Genomic DNA, 17,647 nt, shown 5'->3' with positions numbered 1-17,647 from the left:
TTTATCCAAGCCATACTAGTGTTTAGAAAAAATTTTTAATACGGCTATTATTTTTATTGTCGAAAAACGATTGAACGTGACGTTAACTTAAAATGCATAAATTAAAATCAATTTTTCGTAAAACCGTTTTAAGTTATTGCCCTTCCATAATAATAAATTTTTGCGTCTACTCTGTAGCAGTATCAGCAATTTTTTCGTAGAGTTTGGTAAACCTAAAGCCTCTTAGATGAGGTTTGTGTAACAAAGATAATCAATTGGTGAAAGGGATACAAAAAAACGTAATTAAAGACCGTTTATTAGAGAAATTTTTTAGAGAAAAGTTTTACTTAAAACATTCATGTAGCTATTTTCTACCCTATAAAAATCAGCAAATAAAGCCGTTAATTGGTACAATACCCATAAATTTTTGAAACCTTTTAACATCGGTTTAATTAAGCTATTTATCCAAATTTAAAGAGGCTCTTATGTCAACATCCAACAACTCAATCAAACAAGACCGTATCTTGGTATTGGATTATGGTTCACAGTACAGTCAACTGATTGCGCGCCGCGTGCGTGAAGCGGGGGTATTTTGTGAAATGTACCCATACGATATCGACGCACAGCGCATTCACGATTTTGGTGCAAAAGGGGTTATTTTATCGGGCGGTCCAGAGAGCGTGTATGCAGAAAATAGCCCAAAAATTAATGACGCCGTATTTGATATCAATGTGCCTGTACTAGGCATTTGCTATGGTATGCAGGCGATGGCAGATCGGTTTGGTGGCAAAATTGAAGCCAGCAGTCACCAAGAGTTTGGCGCTGCTATCATTGAAAAAACCGCTCAAGATAGCTTCTTTAAAGGCATTGAAGATGAGCCCAACAAATTACACGTTTGGATGAGTCATGGCGATAAAGTTGTTAAGTTACCTGCAGGCTTTGAAGTGACCGCGATAACCCCAAGCTGTCCAATTGCTGCGATGGCAAATGAGAGCAAGCATTATTACGGAGTGCAGTTTCATCCAGAAGTGACCCATACGCTGCAAGGTGAAGCATTGATTAGCCGATTTGTGCACCAAATCTGTGGCTGTGCCAATGCGTGGACGCCGGATAACATCATTGAGATGCGTGTCGCGCAGTTAAAAGAACAAATTGGCGATGAGCAAGTGTTGTTGGGACTTTCAGGCGGCGTAGATAGCTCAGTAGTAGCCGCACTGCTTCATAAAGCGATTGGTGAGCAGCTAACCTGTGTGTTTGTTGATAATGGTTTGTTACGGCTCCATGAAGGCGACCAAGTGATGCAAATCTTTGCTGAAAACATGGGCGTTAAAGTCATTCGCGTGGATGCTGAGGAACGTTTTTTGACCTTATTAGCCGGTGTTAGCGATCCAGAAGCCAAACGTAAAATCATTGGCAAAACCTTCATCGATGTGTTTGCAGATACCGCACGTGAACTGTCGGGTGAGGGTAAAGGCATTCAATTCTTGGCACAAGGTACCATTTACCCCGATGTCATTGAATCGGCAAAAAGTCACCAAGGCAAAGCGCATGTGATCAAGTCTCACCACAATGTCGGTGGCTTGCCAGACGATTTGCAGTTCAAACTCATTGAACCCTTACGTGATTTGTTTAAAGATGAAGTGCGTAAGCTCGGCGTGACATTAGGGCTACCTGAAAAAATGATTTATCGTCATCCTTTTCCAGGTCCAGGTCTAGGTGTGCGTATCTTGGGTGAAGTGAAAAAAGAATATGCCGATATTTTGCGTCAAGCCGATGCCATCTTTATGCAAGAGTTGGAAAAATCTGGTTGGTATGAGAAAACTGCACAAGCGTTTGCCGTGTTCCAACCGGTAAAATCAGTGGGTGTGGTCGGTGATGGTCGCCGCTATGCGTGGGTGATTGCGTTACGAGCGGTTGAAACCATCGACTTTATGACAGCGCGTTTTGCACATTTACCATATGATTTGATTGAAACCGTGTCTAATCGCATCATGAATGAAATCAAAGAAGTATCACGTGTGACCTACGATATCTCAAGTAAGCCACCAGCGACCATTGAATGGGAATAAAGCGACTAAAAAAGCTCATAAAAAAAGGCGATTGATTATCGCCTTTTTTATGGGTTTAAACCACGACCGATAGACTTATCGAGTATTGCTTTGACGTATCGCCAAAATAATCATTACCAATAAAATGCTAAAAACCCCCAAGGATAATTCTGGGATACTAAAGCCTAAAAACGTCCAATCAATCACCGCACACTCGCCAGAACCTTTAAACACTTCTTTCAACACTTGGGCAATCGGTAAGGTATCCATCCAATAGTCTAACCCCGGACCACAAGAGGGGACTTGGTCAGGTGGCAGATGTTGAATCCATACATGGCGAATCGCCACAGCAATTGACCACAAAATGCCGAGCAGCGCGCCACCCATCAACAAAATTTTTGCCCAAACTTGTTTTGGATTGAGCAAAAAGGCGATAAATGCAAAAATCCCCATCACAATCAAACCCACTCGCTGAAAGATACACAGCGGACACGGGTCTAATTTTACCACCCCTTGCAAATAAAAATAGGCGAAACTCATGCCAATAATGCTGGCTAACGTCAATAGTCCTGCTAATCCCCGATAACTTAACAAGCTGTGGGTCAATGAAGCATCACGCATAAAAAAACCATCAAACAATTTAGTGAAAAAGAATAAGCCAAACAATAGCGCTTAGAATTTTAGAAATTTAACCCTACAAAATAATCAGCGCAACGATACCTGCTAACTACCACCTGCTAATTAACGAAATTGACCTACATAGGCATAAAAATCTTGTGTGTCATTCTGCTCGATATCAGCTTGCTCACGCACAGAATCTTTGGCAAGCTGCTCAAAGTAAGTGATTTGCTCAGGGACTAATCCTTGATGTCTTAAACGATTGGCATGCATTTGCGCCAGTGACTTACCAAACTGCCAGCTACTATCAAAGCGTTCAGTATCGGCTAGCACTTGCGCTGATAGGGTATTATCGGGATTTTGCGCTTTTGCCATCATCGATTGCCACGCGTTGCGGTAATCATTGCTACCATAGGTGACATCCATGAGTTCTGATAGCTTACGCATACCTAGCAAATGCTGTAGTAGCCAGTCTTTGAATGCGACTTGCCCTGCTAGTGTATCAATCATTAAGTTTGGCTCGCGCCCTTGATTGACAATTTTTTCTTGGTTTTGAGCAAGTAGGGCATCTTCATCGGGCAATAAGTCAGGACTGTCCAGCAATAGACAGTACAATGCTAAAATTTCCATAAAACAGGCGGTATTTAAGCTGATACCGATTTCGCTGTACGGATCTAAGTCAATAGCTCGCAGTTCCACATAAGCGATACCGCGCTTGGCTAAGGCATCACTGGGGGTTTCGCCAGGTTGAGTTATTTGTTTGGGTCGAATCGGGCTGTAGTACTCGTTCTCAATCTGTAAAATATGGTCATTGATTTGAATGGGATAGCCATTTTCGTCATCGAGTCCCAACGCGGTAAAATTAGGATGCGGCGTGTGGATGGCATTACGCAAACCTGCGACATATTCATCGAGACTGTTGTAGCGGATATCTAAATCGTCTTGTACGCTATTTTGGTAACCCAGTTTGCCCATACGCAGAGAGGTAGCGTTGGGTAAATAGTAAGTTGATGCGTTCATTGGCTGTAGCGGATGCTCGCGACCTTTTAAAAAACACGCGCACACGGCAGGACTTGCACCAACCAAATACAGCACCATACCACTTAGACGCTTGAAGTTACGAATCAGACCCAAATATTTTTCATTTTTAAACTCAGTTAATGACTGGGTATCACCTGACTGCTGTTGCCAAGCGGTGAATAAATTATCACCAAATGATAAATTATAATGCAATCCAGCAATGGTCTGCATACGGCGACCATAGCGGATGCCTAGACCGTGACGATATAGGGTTTTTAATCTACCTGAGTTTGAGGTGCCATAGTCGGCCAGCAAAATATCTTCATCGCCCGAAATCATACAAGGCATCGACATCGACCAAAACAGCTCGTCATCGGTCAAAGCATTTTGTACCACAATATGCAAATCACGCAGCATATCAAGCGCTTCTTTCACCGTGGGTTTTGGCTCAGTAATTAGCTCTAACAAGCTTTCGGCGTAGTCAGTAGTGATAAAAGGGTGAGTGAGTTTTGAGCCAAGCTTTGCCGGGTGTGGGGTAGTGGCGATATATCCCTCAGGGCTCATACGTAAGCCTTCTTTTTCGATACCCCGTAGCATGCCATGAATTTTTTCAGCGGTTAGCCAAGTAGGTAGCTGCAAAGAAGTACAAGTTTGAGGCGCTTGGGTCATAGTTATCCTAAAATTATTTTTAATTGTGTGAAATTATGCCACCAAATTTATACAAACACTATCAAAATATCGTGATGACGAAATTACCAATTGCGATAATCGCCAAACGTGAAAAACCCACAGTAAATACCGTGGGTATGATAAAAGCTATCCCATTATTTGATTAAGCGATAATTTTCACCTAACATCTGTCACTTTTAATCAAAAAAGCATTAAGAGAAATCTAATTCAGTCTCAAAGCCTTTTAATTCATGACGCGCCATAGCTAGGTTTGATTTTTGGCGATCAAGTACTAGGTACAAAAATAGGTTTTCGTTACGTACTAGAGGGCGGATTAAGTGATATTGTTTACTTAATGTGATTAGGATATCTTCGATATTGTCGTTAAGACCTAATGCTTTAGAAGTTTTACGTTTTGCACGTACCACTTCAGTGTTACCCGCTGCTGCGACTTCAAGGTCGATACCATTACCGGTTGAGGCAAGTGCTAGACCTGATTCGCTGTCAACCAATGCAGCTGCAATGAAACCGTCGATGTTATTGAGTGAGTCTAAAGATAATTTAGCCATGATAAGCTCCTTGGTATTATTAAATTAATAATAAAGATTGCTTATTAATAATTGCTTAGCTAACAAACTTAAATCATTAAAACATTTAACATTAAGTAATTAACAAGAATAAATTAATATCAACCTATATTAGGGTACTTGATGATAACACGGTTAAGTGTCATCACGCTGTTGATGGAAGCATTATTACGGATAAAGGCTAATGACACAAATCAAATCTGATAAACGCTGAAAAAATGTAGATGATTTTGTTCAAAGGTAACAAATACAGGATAAACGAAAATTAAAAGGCTAAACTTAACAGTTACTGGCTATATTTAAGCCAGAATTTAAGCTAAAGCCTTTTAATCATTCAAATGAACTAGGTAAAGAATCCCAGTAAAATTAGCCAGTAAGCTAGATAGAAAATGACGAACCACAACCACAAGTCGTGGTGGCGTTTGGATTATTAACGGTAAAACGCGAGCCTTCTAAGCCTTCTACATAATCAATGGTTGAGCCATGTAGATATTGGTAGCTCAAACTATCAACGACCAATGCTACATCAGCGTTGCTAAAGGTAGCATCATCATCGCCTAAGTTCTCTTCAAAATTAAAACCATACGAAAAACCTGAACAGCCACCACCCGTCACATATACCCGCAGCATCAAGTCGTTATTGCCTTCTGAATCACGTAGGTTACGCACTTTTTTGGCAGCATTATCGGTCAAGGTCATGCCATCAACCATACTATCAGTTACGATATCGCTCATCGGGGTATTCCTTATAAAAACTTTTTTCTTATTATGGGGTGCTTGCTTTATACTATCAAGAATTTTTCCCATTTAATTTTAGTCAAATTTTTTGAGTTTTGAGCCGATTATGATAGAACTAAAAGATGCCAGTATTCGCCGTGATGGGCGAGTATTATTTAAAGATGTTAATTTGCAAATCCATCCAGGTTGGAAAATCGGGTTAACAGGCAACAATGGCACAGGTAAATCCAGTTTTTTTGCGACGCTATTGACCCAAAAAGGCGAAGGCGAATTGGCACTCGACACAGGCAGTCTATCCGTTCCAAACAGTTGGCAAATCGGCCATATGGCGCAAGAGATTGAAAGCACTGACCAGTCGGCGATAGATTTTGTGTTGAGTGGAGACAAAGAATACTTTGAGCTGCAAGATAAGATTAACCAGCCAGATACCTTGTCAGAAGATGAACTTGCCCATGTGCACGCGCGCTTTGATGATATCCATGGTTATAGTATCCCTGCAAAAGCCTCCCAAATCATGACAGGACTTGGGTTTAATGTCGCCCAAGAAAGCCAATCTGTGAGTAGTTTTTCAGGGGGCTGGCGTATGCGCCTAAACCTTGCCAAAACCTTAATGAGCCGAGCGGATTTACTGTTGCTTGATGAACCGACCAATCACTTGGATTTGGATGCCATCTTGTGGCTTGAAGAATGGCTCAAAGCCTATGACGGTACGCTACTTATGATTTCGCATGACCAAGCGTTTTTGGATAATGTAGTGAGCAATATCTTGCACATTGAAAACCAACAAATGACCCTTTATACAGGCAATTACAGTACCTTTGTGCGTACCCGCAGTGAACGCTTAGCCCAGCAGCAGCAACAGTTTGAAAAACAGCAAGAAACCCGTGCCCACCTTGAAGATTTTATCCGCCGTTTTAAAGCCAAGGCCTCAAAAGCCAAACAAGCGCAAGCCCGTGTCAAACAGCTAGAACGGATGACCGAGCTAGCGCCTATCATGGCGGACAATCCGTTTCAATTTCGGTTCAAATCCCCTGTGCAATTAACATCGCCATTACTGGTGCTAGATAATGCTAGTGTCGGCTATAACGGTGTAGCACTCATCAAGAACATTCGCCTACAAATTACCCCTGACAGCCGCATCGGTCTGCTAGGGATGAATGGCGCAGGCAAATCAACGGTCATTAAAGGCTTGGTGGGCGAGTTGCCTATCTTGTCTGGGACGCGTAAAGCCGCAGATAGTTTGGTACTAGGATATTTTAACCAACACCAAATGGATAGCCTTGATGGCGAAGCATCACCCATGTTGATGCTACAGCGTCTCGCAGGCAAAACCTCAGACGCTGATTTACGCGCGTTTTTAGGTAGTTTTGACTTTCGCGGTGAGCGCATTGATACCAAAAGCAAGTTATTCTCTGGCGGTGAGCGGGCAAGACTCACGCTTGCGCTCATCGTATGGCAGCGTCCCAATGTTTTGGTATTAGATGAGCCGACCAACCACCTAGATTTGGAGATGCGGCAAGCATTGAGTATGGCTTTGCAAGAATTTGAAGGGGCGGTCATTCTGGTGTCACATGACCGAGAAATGATAGCCAATGTTTGCGATGAGCTATATTTGGTGCATGACGGGCAATGTAACATCTTTGACAATGACATCGCTTATTATAGTCAGTGGTTATCACAGACCCGTAAACAGCAAGCCAAACAAGCGAGCGACAATAAAAAGCTCGAAGACAAAAAATTAGCTGACCATAAAACATATGTTTCACGTGAAACGTCAAACGTGCCCAATGCGTTATCCAAAGAAGAACAACGCAAAAAATCCGCTGAACAGCGTAAACTCACCGCGCCCATCCGTAAAAAAATCGAAAACGAGGAAAAGCAACTAGAAAAATTCATGGCGCAGCTGGGTGAGATCGAAGAAAAGCTGGGTGATGCAGGTCTGTATGATGATAGCCGAAAAGCCGATTTGTTAACGTTGCTCGATGAGCAGACGGCATTAAAAAGTGACATTGAAGCAGTCGAAGAGCAGGTGATGAATTTGATGATGACACTTGAAGAGATGGAAAATAATTTTAACTAGCCAATAAAAAAGACAGCCTAGACTGTCTTTTTTTATTTAATCAAACATTACTTCGCATCAGCAAAGTATTGTTGTAAGTCATCATTACCACCGATGTGCTTGCCACCGATAAATACTTGCGGGGTAGTTTCACGACCCGTAATGGCTCGCACTGAGGTAATACTGGCATCTTTACCAAGTACGATTTCTTCAAACTCAAAGCCTTCTTGGGTTAACGTTTCTTTGGCTTTGGCACAATGGGGGCAACCAGGCTTGGTAAAAATAGAGACAGAGGGTTTGTCTTGCCAGTTTGGGTCAATATATTTAATCATGGTATCGGCATCTGATACTTCGTATGGGTCATCACTGCCGCTGTCTTGGGGTTCGTCAAAGATTTTGACGATTTTACCATCATCGACCAGCATCGAATAACGCCATGAACGTTTGCCAAACCCAATTGCTGAGTCATCAATTAAGCGTCCCATCGCTTCGGCAAACTCACCGTTACCATCTGGAATCACCGTCACATTGCTACAGTCTTGGTCTTTTGCCCAAGCATTCATAACAAAGGTATCGTTGACTGAGACACACACAATGTCATCAACGCCTAGTTTGGCAAATTCAGTTGCCAATTCATTATAGCGGGGTAAATGCAGTGATGAACACGTTGGTGTAAATGCCCCGGGTAAGGCGAATAATACGACTTTTTTGCCTTTAAATAATTCATCCGTACTAATATCTACCCATTTGCCTTGCTGTTGGGTATGAAAAGTCACGCTTGGCACTTGTTTGCCAATCATATCGCTAAACGCCATGTCCTACTCCTTATTATCGTAAATTGTTATACTACATTTTTTAATAAATGACCTATTTGCTTACTCATTATACAAACAAATAAGGTAAAAAACTGTAATCAGCGTTATTAAAAATTTAATTATTTTAATCGGTATTTTAAATCATTATATAATTTATGATTTGTTTTGCATAATTATCTTTGATGCTAACAGCTAGTCAATTGTTAAAAATTGACAAAATCAGTTATCATAGGGCAGATTTTTTAGATTTTATTCAACAAATTTGATAAGGAAAACCTCATGCCATCATTTGACGTGGTTTCAGAATTACAGTTATTTGAAGTTAAACATGCCGTACAAAATACCGAGAAAGAAATCGCCACCCGTTTTGACTTTAAAGGCAGCGATATTAAAGTCGAACTCAATGAGAAAGACAAAAAAATCACCATCACCGCAGACAATGAGTTGCAGATGGAAAACGTGTATGCCATGCTTGAGAAAAACATGATAAAACGCGGGGTGGATTTGCAGTCACTTGACCCACAGGATAATCAAGGCTCGGGCAAACAAATGAAAAAGGTAGTCAATCTCAAAGATGGACTTGATGGCGATACCGCCAAAAAAATCAGCAAGGCATTAAAAGAGTCAGATTTGAAAGTATCGGCAGCGATTCAAGGCGATAAAGTACGGGTCAATGATAAGAAAAAAGACACGCTACAGCAAGCGATGGCGTTTTTGAAAGAAAAGCAATTTGGCGTGCCACTGCAATTTAATAATTTTAAAGACTAATGCAAAAATTACCTGTCGATAAACAATTACCATTTTTCAAGGTTATTATGGAGAATGGTAATTTAAAAGATTTAGAAAATTGGATTTACCAAGAACCCAGCCTGTTAGAAGTTTTAGATAATGATGATTATTATGAACTTATCAGTTTGGATTTTAACCAAAAATTTGTATTAGATAGTATTCAGCGAATCATTTTTCCTTATGTAGATTATACGAATTATTATCTTCATCATCTTAAAGACATACTCTTATCACTACAAAATCAACCTAACGATATGCCGCTATTGGCGAAAGTTTATGAGTTATATTGTCAGGGTTATGAATTTTTACAAAGTTTAGCGATAGATTATGGTTTAGTTGCTAAAGTAGAATTAATTGAAAATAGCAGATTTAGTTTTTCTAGCGAAAGTTTAAATGAAGTGAGAATTCAGTCAAAATTGATTTATGATGCACTGGTTGACAAAAAGATTGTATTGCTAGCGTGTCCAAGTTTTGATAAGGATATTGAATATTACCAAGATTTTAGAAGTGAAACAGAGAAAAGTTTAACAGCTTTAAAAATTGGTTAAAAAGGCTCTATTACTCGTCCAATAGAGCCTTTTTTATTTAAGACTTAAAGACTTTCTTTGGTACTTGGCAGTCTATCGAGTGCGCGTTCATCATATTCCACCGCCATCCGCAGCGCACGAGCAAAGGCTTTAAACGTACTTTCAATTTGGTGATGGCTGTTTTTGCCTTTCAAGTTATCCAAATGAATAGTTATCATGGCATGATTGACAAAGCCATAGAAAAATTCACTGAACAAATCCACATCAAACCCACCAATCATCGCACGGGTAAACGGGATATCCATGTGTAGTCCAGGGCGACCTGAAATATCCACTACCGCACGGCTAAGGCTTTCATCGAGTGGGGCATAAAAATGTCCATAACGCACGATGCCTTTTTTGTCACCAATTGCTTGTTTGAAGGCTTGACCTAGCGTGATACCGACATCTTCGACACTATGATGGTCGTCAATGTGGGTATCGCCGTTACAGGTGATATCCATGTCAATTAAGCCATGTCGTTTGATTTGGTCAAGCATATGGTCAAGAAATGGCACACCCGTGTCAATGCTGCCTTGACCGGTACCGTCAAGGTTGATAGATACGGTGATTTGGGTTTCGGCAGTATTTCGTGTGACGGTGGCGATACGCGATGGGCGAGTGGTCATGGTTTTCCCTTACAGTTTAAAATCACAATCTTTTATGTTCAGCATCTTTTTCACGTTGTTTGACAACTTTACGCACTTTATCACGCGCCCGGTCTTGTTTGAGCTTGGATAGATAATCCACAAAAACTTTACCATTTAAGTGGTCAATTTCATGTTGGATACATACAGCAAGTAGGCCTTGTGCTTCTTCAACAAACGGGTTGCCCTGCGCGTCGAGTGCCTCAATTCTGACATGTTTGGGTCTATCGACTTTGTCATAATACTCTGGCACAGACAAACACCCTTCTTCGTAGCTATATAATTCATCGGCTAATGGGGTGATAACAGGGTTGATAAACACCCGAGGCTGGCTGCCATCTTCAGACAAGTCCATCACCACCAATTGAATATGCTCATCCACTTGCGTTGCCGCCAGACCAATACCTTTGGCGGCATACATGGTTTCAAACATATCATCAATCAAGGTTTTTAGGTCATCATCAAAGTGGGTGACAGGCTTGGCAAGGGTACGAAGCCTTGGATCTGGGTAATTTAAAATGGTACGTAAAGTCATAATTGGTCAACTGTTAATAAGGCAAATAATAGGGCTAAAGTTATCTAAAAAAATTGGCATAGGGTAACGCAAACGCTAAAGTTTGGCTACTATAACTTATATATAGGTGCAAACCAATCGCTTCACAATAGCAAATAATCAATGATAATCATTGAGTCATTAAAATCCACCAAAACCAAATCATTTAAAAAAACGATTTAAAGAGAAAATTTATGAAGCCCCAATTATTTTATGCTATGCTAACCAAAATTTACATAGTGCAAATTATGGGTGATTTTGCGACACATAACACAACATTTGGCTATGATTTTTATAAGTGATGGTAAAGAGTATGCCATTTTAAAGCGTTAAGCGGTTAACCTTGAGCATTGGGCTATGACAAACTATAACACCACGACAATGAAAAAATTATCCTTCGCTTTGTTGGCAACCCTAGGTATGACAGTGACTTCGGTGGCCGCTGCTAACAATCCGCCGCCTCGTATCAAAGCCGATGCTCCTAACCGTTATGTGGTAAAAAAAGGTGATACGCTTTGGGATATCTCCGGTAAATTCTTAGAAAGTCCGTGGCGCTGGAAAGAAATTTGGGCGACCAATAAACAGATTCGTAATCCGCATCTGATTTATCCAAAAGATGTGATTATCTTATGTGTGATTAAAGGGCAAAAATTGGTCGGTGTAGATACGGGTGAAGGCTGTGCAGGCATTGAAAAAGCCATGAACGCGCCAGTCACCACAACCACCGTGGTGAGCGCTGCAGGTAGTATCACTGCGATTCCTTTGACTGCCATTGAAACATGGCTTGAGCGCAATATCATCGTATCGCCTGATGACTTTAAAACTACCCCCTATGTCCTTGCTTCAAAAGATAAAAACATTATCACAGGTGTCGGTAACAAAATTTATGCCAAAGGCGTGCCACTCATTGTGGGACAACGCTATGGTGTGTATCGTGAGGGCGAACCGTATGTTGACCCAACCACCCGTAAAGTCATTGGTCTTGAAGTCACCCAAGTTGCCGCAGGTATCGTCACTAGCGTAGCATCAAACGGTGTTTCTAGTATCGAGCTTAAAAAATCGTATGGTCAAGAAGTGCGCGAAGGTGACCGTGTATTTGTCGAAGTCGGTCAATACTTGCCACCCGTGTTTTATCCAAAACCTGCCAGCGTTACCCGTGGCGGTCGCGTGATTCGTATTTTAAATTCAATTAGTAGTGCGGGTCGAGATGGGGTGATTGCCATTAACTTGGGTACTAGCCAAGGCGCTGAGCCAGGCGATGTGCTGACGGTTTATCAAAAAGGCGCTTTAGTCTTGGATGACTATTCATCCGTGAAAGGTGGGGCAGTACGGTTGCCAAGTGAGCAAATCGGTCATGTGATGGTATTTAAAACATTTAACGATATTAGCTACGCTTATGTACTCGATGCAGAGTCACCGATTCATGAGCAAGATTTTTTATTGCCTGCGGTCGGCAACTAACGCTTTCGCTTACCTTTGCTTGCTTGCTTGCCCTTGCTTATGCTTGATGGGTAAGTGATTGTTCAAAAGCCAGTCACCTTGACTGGCTTTGCTGTCTTTAAAGTTTTTATCGTGAGAAAAATTTATAATAGCAAACATTTATAAGCCCTATACATGCCTAAGGAATATACGTGATGCAGGACTATCAGCCTAACCTAAACCCGGCGCAGCAGGCTGCCTTATTGTTATGGCATTTAGTGAACTTATCGGTGCCGGTTTATAATAAGCTTGTAGCGCGTTTTGGTAGCGCTGAACAAGCCATTCAAGCCAAGCTGGCAGACTGGCAAGCACTGGGCTTGCATGATAATCACCACAAACGCTTTGCTGAGTTTATCAGCGCTAGTCGAACCAGCCAGTTTTTGAATGATACGCTATTAGAACTATCTCAAGGGCAGTATGGTGTGGTGTTTGATAATGACCCTTTATATCCGACTCAGTTAAAAAACATCTATGACCCACCCCCTTTGCTATTGTATCAAGGCAACTTATCTGCCTTAAGCCAACCTCAATTGGCGATCGTTGGGAGTCGTAAACCTAGCCCACATGCCGAAAAAATTGCCTTTGATATGGCGCAATATTTGGCGCACGAAGGTTTATGGATCACCAGTGGCATGGCGGAAGGCATTGACAAACAAGCGCATTTAGGTGCGTTAAGTCTACAGATGACGGGCGCACAAGGTGGTACTATCGCGGTACTGGGCAATGGTATTAAACATTGTTATCCAAAAAATCATGCCAGCCTTAAAGCCCATATTATTGCGTCAGGTGGCTGCGTCATTAGTGAATTATTGCCTGATATGCCGAGCAATCGTTACCATTTCCCAAGGCGCAATCGTCTCGTCGCTGGGCTAAGTTTAGCAACTTTGGTTGTTGAAGCTGCTGCCAAAAGTGGCTCGCTCATCACTGCCAGAGAAGCCAACGAGCAAGGCAAACAAGTTTTTGCTATTCCTAGTCATATTGACAACCTCAACGCCAAAGGTTGCCACCAATTGATTCGTGAGGGTGCGACCTTGGTCGATCATCCATCACAAATTTTGGAAGATTTATCAATTTTTAAATCACCGCTTGTCAAAACCACTGAGGTTGAAACAGCGCCAATAGTTGCACAGGCAGTGAGCAATAGCCCTCAATTACCGTCCGAATCAGCACCAAACACCCAGCCGCACCAAGCGCCATTGGCGATGGATGTGCCGCCGCATTTGCAGACACTACTTAATCAACTCGATTGGGTAGGGCAAGATTTAGACAGCTTGGTCGATAAGATCCGCACCGATATTGCCACACTTATGGGCTGGCTGATTGAACTTGAACTCATGGGACTGGTAATGCAGCGCGGCGGTCTGTATATGCGCTGCCGCCCTTAATTTTGATAAGCCATGAGCAAAGAAAACTACCAAATAATCGAGGTATATAATGCAGTTTAATGACACCCAGCTCGATGCAGTTCAGCAATTTTTACAAGCCGGCAATCTACTGGCTTATCCAACCGAAGCGGTGTGGGGAATCGGCTGTGATCCATTTAACGAAACCGCAGTGAAACAGATTTTAGCGATTAAACAACGTCCAATCGAAAAAGGTATGATTGTTATCACAGGCGATATCGCGCATATTCAGCCATTCTTACAGCCGTTACCACAGCAAGTAGTCGATAGTATTGCGGCAAGTTGGCAGTCTAGCGATGCACAAGCCACCACTTGGTTGTTACCGATTCCTGCATCATTGCAAGGAAAAATCCCCGAGTGGGTCACAGGTGGGCGAGGTAGCTTAGCCATACGAGTGATTAGCCATCCGATGATTGCCAAACTATGCAATCACATCGCCCACGCAGATCACAATAACCCGTTTGGATTTTTGGTATCCACGAGTTGTAACCTATCGGGTTTAACACCTGCTACTGATTTTGCGGCTGCTTATCATTACTTCGGTGATGCCATCGGTTATTTACTCGGCGACACCCTTGGATTTGTTCGACCTAGCCAGATTTTTGATGCACTAACTCAACAACAAGTACGCGCTTAACGCCTTGTTTTTAGCAATGTTGTTTTTAGCCATGTTTCTAGCGATTTTTATTCCCTAATTTCATAAATACGCAAATTTAGTGTGGATTTCATAGGAAAAACGCTATTTTGACCCGCAAATAATGCTATTCACTCTTGAAATCAAAGGGATTCACCATTATCAAAGCCGATAACTTTAACCGTTTTAACGTGTAACTGTTACCTTGGTGACCGTTACTTTGATAATAGGAGTGATGATTGATGAATTCAGCTGATAATAACCAAAATACGCAACTGCATAACCAAACTGACGCCGTCTCAACGGAGTTAAAAGATGCGATGGAACAGTTTGAGCCAAGTAACGAGCAAAAAACCATTCCTAGCGACATCAATTTGAGCACTTACGAGCAGCGCATTGCCGAGCTTGAAGGTCAAGTCAAAGAAGCTAGAGAAGCCCATGCCCGTGCCAATGCTGACGCCTACAATGCGCGCAACCGCATGGAGCAAGAAACCGAAAAAACCAAAAAATTTGCTTTAGAAAAATTTGCCAAAGACCTATTAGACACTGTTGATAACCTTGAACGTGCGATTGAAAATAGCCAATCCGACAATGATCCTGTGCTTGAAGGCGTCAAACTTACCCACAAATCGCTGATTGCGGTGCTAGAAAGATACGGCGTAAAAGTGGTCGATCCACAAGGCGAAACATTTAATGCCGACCTGCACGAAGCCGTGGGTATCGACCCAGAAGCGAGCGCCAACCAAGTAGGTCAAGTACTACAAAAAGGTTATACGCTACATGAGCGTTTATTGCGCCCAGCCATGGTTCGCGTAGGTAGCTAGTAGGCAAGCAGTAAACAACGGATTGACCGATTGGTAACAAGTGTAGCAAAAAACTTTTGCTAACTGCTTGAAAAAAACCCTCGGTAAACCGATATAAAAATACAAGACAATGTGGTGCTCATCACCACTTACCATCAAAATAAAAATTGGAGAATTTAATTATGGCTAAAATTATTGGTATTGACTTAGGTACAACCAACTCATGTGTTGCAGTGATGGAAGGTGACAAAGTTAAAGTCATCGACAATGCTGAAGGCGCACGTACCACCCCATCAATCGTTGCTTATAAAGATGACGGCGAAATCTTAGTGGGTCAATCAGCCAAACGCCAAGCGGTAACCAACCCACAAAATACCTTATTTGCTATCAAGCGTTTAATTGGTCGCAAGTTTGAAGACAAAGTCGTTCAAAAAGACATCGGCATGGTGCCATATAAAATTGTCAAAGCTGACAATGGCGACGCTTGGGTGGACATCAACGGTAAAAAATTAGCACCACCTCAAATTTCTGCTGAAGTTTTGAAAAAAATGAAAAAAACTGCAGAAGATTATTTGGGTGAAAACGTCACTGAAGCGGTAGTAACGGTACCTGCTTACTTTAATGACAGCCAACGTCAAGCCACTAAAGACGCCGGTAAAATCGCAGGTCTTGATGTCAAACGTATCATCAACGAACCTACAGCGGCGGCTTTAGCTTACGGTATGGACAAAAAAGGCGGTGCAGATCGTAAGATTGCGGTTTATGACTTAGGTGGTGGTACTTTCGATATTTCAATCATCGAAATCGCAGACGTTGATGGTGAGCAGCAATTTGAAGTGCTTTCAACCAATGGTGACACCTTCTTAGGCGGTGAAGACTTTGACTTAACCTTAATCGACTACTTGGTTGAAGAATTCAAAAAAGAAAACAGTGTAAACCTAAAAGGTGACCCACTGGCAATGCAGCGTCTAAAAGAAGCGGCAGAGAAAGCGAAAATCGAACTTTCAAGCTCACAAAGCACCGATATTAACTTACCGTACATCACTGCCGATGCGACAGGTCCAAAACACTTAGTGGTAAACGTAACCCGTTCCAAGTTAGAAAGCTTAACTGAAGCGCTAGTCAACCGTACCATTGAGCCTTGTAAAATCGCACTGAGCGATGCAGGCTTAAAAGCGTCTGATATTGATGATGTTATCTTGGTAGGTGGTCAAAGCCGTATGCCACTGGTACAACAACGTGTTCAAGAATTCTTTGGCAAAGAGCCACGTAAAGATGTGAACCCTGATGAAGCCGTAGCGATGGGTGCAGCGATTCAAGGTGCGGTATTGTCGGGTGACAAAACTGACGTACTATTGCTTGACGTAACACCGTTAACGCTAGGTATCGAAACCATGGGCGGTGTGTTGACACCAATTATTGAGAAAAACACCATGATTCCAACCAAGAAATCACAAGTGTTTTCTACAGCGGATGACAACCAACCTGCGGTAACTATTCAGGTCTACCAAGGTGAGCGTAAAATTGCCGCCCAAAATAAATTGCTTGGACGTTTCGATTTGACCGATATTCCACCCGCACCGCGTGGCGTACCGCAAATTGAAGTTACCTTTGATATCAACGCTGACGGCATCATGAATATCTCAGCTAAAGACAAAGGAACTGGTAAAGCACAAAGTATCCAAATTAAAGCCGACTCAGGTCTATCAGATGCTGAAATTGAGCAAATGGTTCGTGATGCTGAAGCCAATGCCGCTGAAGATGCCAAATTTGCTGAACTTGCGCAAGTACGTAACGAAGCAGATGGTCGTATTCATGGCGTACAAAAAGCCATGAAAGATGCCGCTGACAAAATAACCGATAGCGACAAAGCCGCAGTAGAAGACGCTATCAAAGCGCTAGAATTGGCTGTCAAAGAAGATAGTCTAGATGACATCAAGTCAAAACTTGAAGCCCTAGACAATGCCTTCTTACCAGTTAGTCAAAAAATCTATGCTGACGCAGGCGCTACTGCAGAAGCGGGTGATGCACAGCCACAACAAACCCAGCAAGATGATGGGGTTGTCGATGCAGAATTCACCGAAGTAAAAGATGACAACAAATAATCATTTCACTGATTAGAGTATTAATAAAAATACCGCCGCAAGGCGGTATTTTTATTTTATTTGAAAATTTTTAAAAAAGGTGTTGACACCAATTCCAATTCACGTATAATACGCCACCACTGAGCGACGAAGAGT

At 42.1% G+C, this 17,647-nt stretch carries 16 protein-coding genes; 9 read left to right on the top strand and 7 right to left on the bottom strand.

Translation table 11 applies throughout. The features are described from left to right. Window positions 1–464 precede the first annotated feature (464 nt). Window positions 465–2,048 (top strand): glutamine-hydrolyzing GMP synthase, encoded by a 1,584-nt coding sequence (guaA, locus tag RTJ53_RS03950; protein WP_312275945.1) that lies wholly within the window; start codon window positions 465–467, stop codon window positions 2,046–2,048. Window positions 2,049–2,123: 75 nt separating this feature from the next. Here the strand turns inward: guaA and RTJ53_RS03945 are convergent, their stop codons facing one another. From RTJ53_RS03945 to erpA, 4 genes are all read right to left on the bottom strand, one after another. Continuing rightward, the gene (locus tag RTJ53_RS03945; RefSeq protein WP_312275944.1) at window positions 2,124–2,648 is read right to left on the bottom strand and encodes a disulfide bond formation protein B; all 525 of its coding nucleotides are present in this window, start codon (window positions 2,646–2,648) and stop codon (window positions 2,124–2,126) included. A 120-nt stretch (window positions 2,649–2,768) separates the two neighbouring features. Further along, a complete protein-coding gene (gene gshA / locus RTJ53_RS03940; RefSeq protein ID WP_312275943.1) occupies window positions 2,769–4,334 on the bottom strand; it encodes a glutamate--cysteine ligase in 1,566 nt (521 codons plus the stop codon). 212 nt (window positions 4,335–4,546) lie between these two features. Continuing rightward, the gene (locus RTJ53_RS03935) at window positions 4,547–4,903 is read right to left on the bottom strand and encodes a roadblock/LC7 domain-containing protein (protein ID WP_060994948.1); all 357 of its coding nucleotides are present in this window, start codon (window positions 4,901–4,903) and stop codon (window positions 4,547–4,549) included. A gap of 396 nt (window positions 4,904–5,299) precedes the next feature. After that, on the bottom strand, window positions 5,300–5,632 hold the full coding sequence (gene erpA, locus RTJ53_RS03930; protein ID WP_060994958.1) for an iron-sulfur cluster insertion protein ErpA: 333 nt from the start codon (window positions 5,630–5,632) through the stop codon (window positions 5,300–5,302). 133 nt (window positions 5,633–5,765) lie between these two features. Between erpA and RTJ53_RS03925 the strand changes: the two genes are divergently transcribed. Next, window positions 5,766–7,739 carry an ATP-binding cassette domain-containing protein gene (locus RTJ53_RS03925; RefSeq protein WP_312275942.1) on the top strand — a complete coding sequence of 658 codons (1,974 nt, stop codon included), beginning with the start codon at window positions 5,766–5,768 and terminating at the stop codon, window positions 7,737–7,739. Between the two features lie 47 nt (window positions 7,740–7,786). On the opposite strand, the gene RTJ53_RS03920 is transcribed toward RTJ53_RS03925, so the two are convergent. Beyond that, a complete protein-coding gene (locus RTJ53_RS03920) occupies window positions 7,787–8,533 on the bottom strand; it encodes a glutathione peroxidase (protein WP_312275941.1) in 747 nt (248 codons plus the stop codon). 279 nt (window positions 8,534–8,812) lie between these two features. On the opposite strand from RTJ53_RS03920, the gene RTJ53_RS03915 reads away from it, so the two are divergent. Together RTJ53_RS03915 and RTJ53_RS03910 are read left to right on the top strand one after the other, a co-directional pair. Then, on the top strand, window positions 8,813–9,301 hold the full coding sequence (locus RTJ53_RS03915) for a YajQ family cyclic di-GMP-binding protein (protein ID WP_036591734.1): 489 nt from the start codon (window positions 8,813–8,815) through the stop codon (window positions 9,299–9,301). Next, a complete protein-coding gene (locus RTJ53_RS03910; RefSeq protein ID WP_312275940.1) occupies window positions 9,301–9,870 on the top strand; it encodes a hypothetical protein in 570 nt (189 codons plus the stop codon). The genes RTJ53_RS03915 and RTJ53_RS03910 overlap by 1 nt, the downstream gene beginning before the upstream one ends. A 44-nt stretch (window positions 9,871–9,914) precedes the next feature. On the opposite strand, the gene hisB is transcribed toward RTJ53_RS03910, so the two are convergent. Together hisB and def are read right to left on the bottom strand one after the other, a co-directional pair. Continuing rightward, on the bottom strand, window positions 9,915–10,517 hold the full coding sequence (hisB, locus tag RTJ53_RS03905) for an imidazoleglycerol-phosphate dehydratase HisB (RefSeq protein WP_007117432.1): 603 nt from the start codon (window positions 10,515–10,517) through the stop codon (window positions 9,915–9,917). A 22-nt stretch (window positions 10,518–10,539) separates the two neighbouring features. Beyond that, window positions 10,540–11,070, bottom strand: coding sequence for a peptide deformylase (gene def / locus RTJ53_RS03900; protein ID WP_219334080.1), 531 nt, complete (start codon window positions 11,068–11,070; stop codon window positions 10,540–10,542). A 375-nt stretch (window positions 11,071–11,445) separates the two neighbouring features. Between def and RTJ53_RS03895 the strand changes: the two genes are divergently transcribed. The 5 genes from RTJ53_RS03895 to dnaK all read left to right on the top strand — a co-directional run bounded on the left by RTJ53_RS03895 (window position 11,446) and on the right by dnaK (window position 17,512). Next, window positions 11,446–12,549 carry a LysM peptidoglycan-binding domain-containing protein gene (locus tag RTJ53_RS03895; protein ID WP_312275939.1) on the top strand — a complete coding sequence of 368 codons (1,104 nt, stop codon included), beginning with the start codon at window positions 11,446–11,448 and terminating at the stop codon, window positions 12,547–12,549. Window positions 12,550–12,722: 173 nt separating this feature from the next. Beyond that, window positions 12,723–13,952 carry a DNA-processing protein DprA gene (gene dprA, locus RTJ53_RS03890; RefSeq protein WP_312276212.1) on the top strand — a complete coding sequence of 410 codons (1,230 nt, stop codon included), beginning with the start codon at window positions 12,723–12,725 and terminating at the stop codon, window positions 13,950–13,952. Between the two features lie 49 nt (window positions 13,953–14,001). Next, a complete protein-coding gene (locus RTJ53_RS03885; protein WP_312275938.1) occupies window positions 14,002–14,607 on the top strand; it encodes an L-threonylcarbamoyladenylate synthase in 606 nt (201 codons plus the stop codon). Between the two features lie 239 nt (window positions 14,608–14,846). Further along, on the top strand, window positions 14,847–15,428 hold the full coding sequence (grpE, locus tag RTJ53_RS03880) for a nucleotide exchange factor GrpE (RefSeq protein ID WP_312275937.1): 582 nt from the start codon (window positions 14,847–14,849) through the stop codon (window positions 15,426–15,428). Window positions 15,429–15,589: 161 nt separating this feature from the next. Continuing rightward, window positions 15,590–17,512, top strand: coding sequence for a molecular chaperone DnaK (gene dnaK / locus RTJ53_RS03875; RefSeq protein ID WP_312275936.1), 1,923 nt, complete (start codon window positions 15,590–15,592; stop codon window positions 17,510–17,512). Window positions 17,513–17,647: the final 135 nt, after the last annotated feature.

The sequence above is a fragment of the Moraxella sp. CTOTU46711 genome, assembly GCF_031975715.1.
Classification (GTDB): domain Bacteria; phylum Pseudomonadota; class Gammaproteobacteria; order Pseudomonadales; family Moraxellaceae; genus Faucicola.
This window is presented reverse-complemented; position numbering and strand designations above follow the sequence as displayed.

What these genes read in the sequence shown, in the direction of transcription:
- grpE (WP_312275937.1), top strand. Translation starts at nt 14,847, where the DNA reads ATGAATTCAGCTGATAATAACCAAAATACGCAACTGCATAACCAAACT.
- RTJ53_RS03915 (WP_036591734.1), top strand. Translation starts at nt 8,813, where the DNA reads ATGCCATCATTTGACGTGGTTTCAGAATTACAGTTATTTGAAGTTAAA.
- def (WP_219334080.1), bottom strand. Translation starts at nt 11,070, where the DNA reads ATGACTTTACGTACCATTTTAAATTACCCAGATCCAAGGCTTCGTACC.
- erpA (WP_060994958.1), bottom strand. Translation starts at nt 5,632, where the DNA reads ATGGTTGATGGCATGACCTTGACCGATAATGCTGCCAAAAAAGTGCGT.
- hisB (WP_007117432.1), bottom strand. Translation starts at nt 10,517, where the DNA reads ATGACCACTCGCCCATCGCGTATCGCCACCGTCACACGAAATACTGCC.
- RTJ53_RS03945 (WP_312275944.1), bottom strand. Translation starts at nt 2,648, where the DNA reads ATGCGTGATGCTTCATTGACCCACAGCTTGTTAAGTTATCGGGGATTA.
- guaA (WP_312275945.1), top strand. Translation starts at nt 465, where the DNA reads ATGTCAACATCCAACAACTCAATCAAACAAGACCGTATCTTGGTATTG.
- RTJ53_RS03885 (WP_312275938.1), top strand. Translation starts at nt 14,002, where the DNA reads ATGCAGTTTAATGACACCCAGCTCGATGCAGTTCAGCAATTTTTACAA.
- RTJ53_RS03935 (WP_060994948.1), bottom strand. Translation starts at nt 4,903, where the DNA reads ATGGCTAAATTATCTTTAGACTCACTCAATAACATCGACGGTTTCATT.
- RTJ53_RS03925 (WP_312275942.1), top strand. Translation starts at nt 5,766, where the DNA reads ATGATAGAACTAAAAGATGCCAGTATTCGCCGTGATGGGCGAGTATTA.
- dnaK (WP_312275936.1), top strand. Translation starts at nt 15,590, where the DNA reads ATGGCTAAAATTATTGGTATTGACTTAGGTACAACCAACTCATGTGTT.
- gshA (WP_312275943.1), bottom strand. Translation starts at nt 4,334, where the DNA reads ATGACCCAAGCGCCTCAAACTTGTACTTCTTTGCAGCTACCTACTTGG.
- dprA (WP_312276212.1), top strand. Translation starts at nt 12,723, where the DNA reads ATGCAGGACTATCAGCCTAACCTAAACCCGGCGCAGCAGGCTGCCTTA.
- RTJ53_RS03920 (WP_312275941.1), bottom strand. Translation starts at nt 8,533, where the DNA reads ATGGCGTTTAGCGATATGATTGGCAAACAAGTGCCAAGCGTGACTTTT.
- RTJ53_RS03895 (WP_312275939.1), top strand. Translation starts at nt 11,446, where the DNA reads ATGACAAACTATAACACCACGACAATGAAAAAATTATCCTTCGCTTTG.
- RTJ53_RS03910 (WP_312275940.1), top strand. Translation starts at nt 9,301, where the DNA reads ATGCAAAAATTACCTGTCGATAAACAATTACCATTTTTCAAGGTTATT.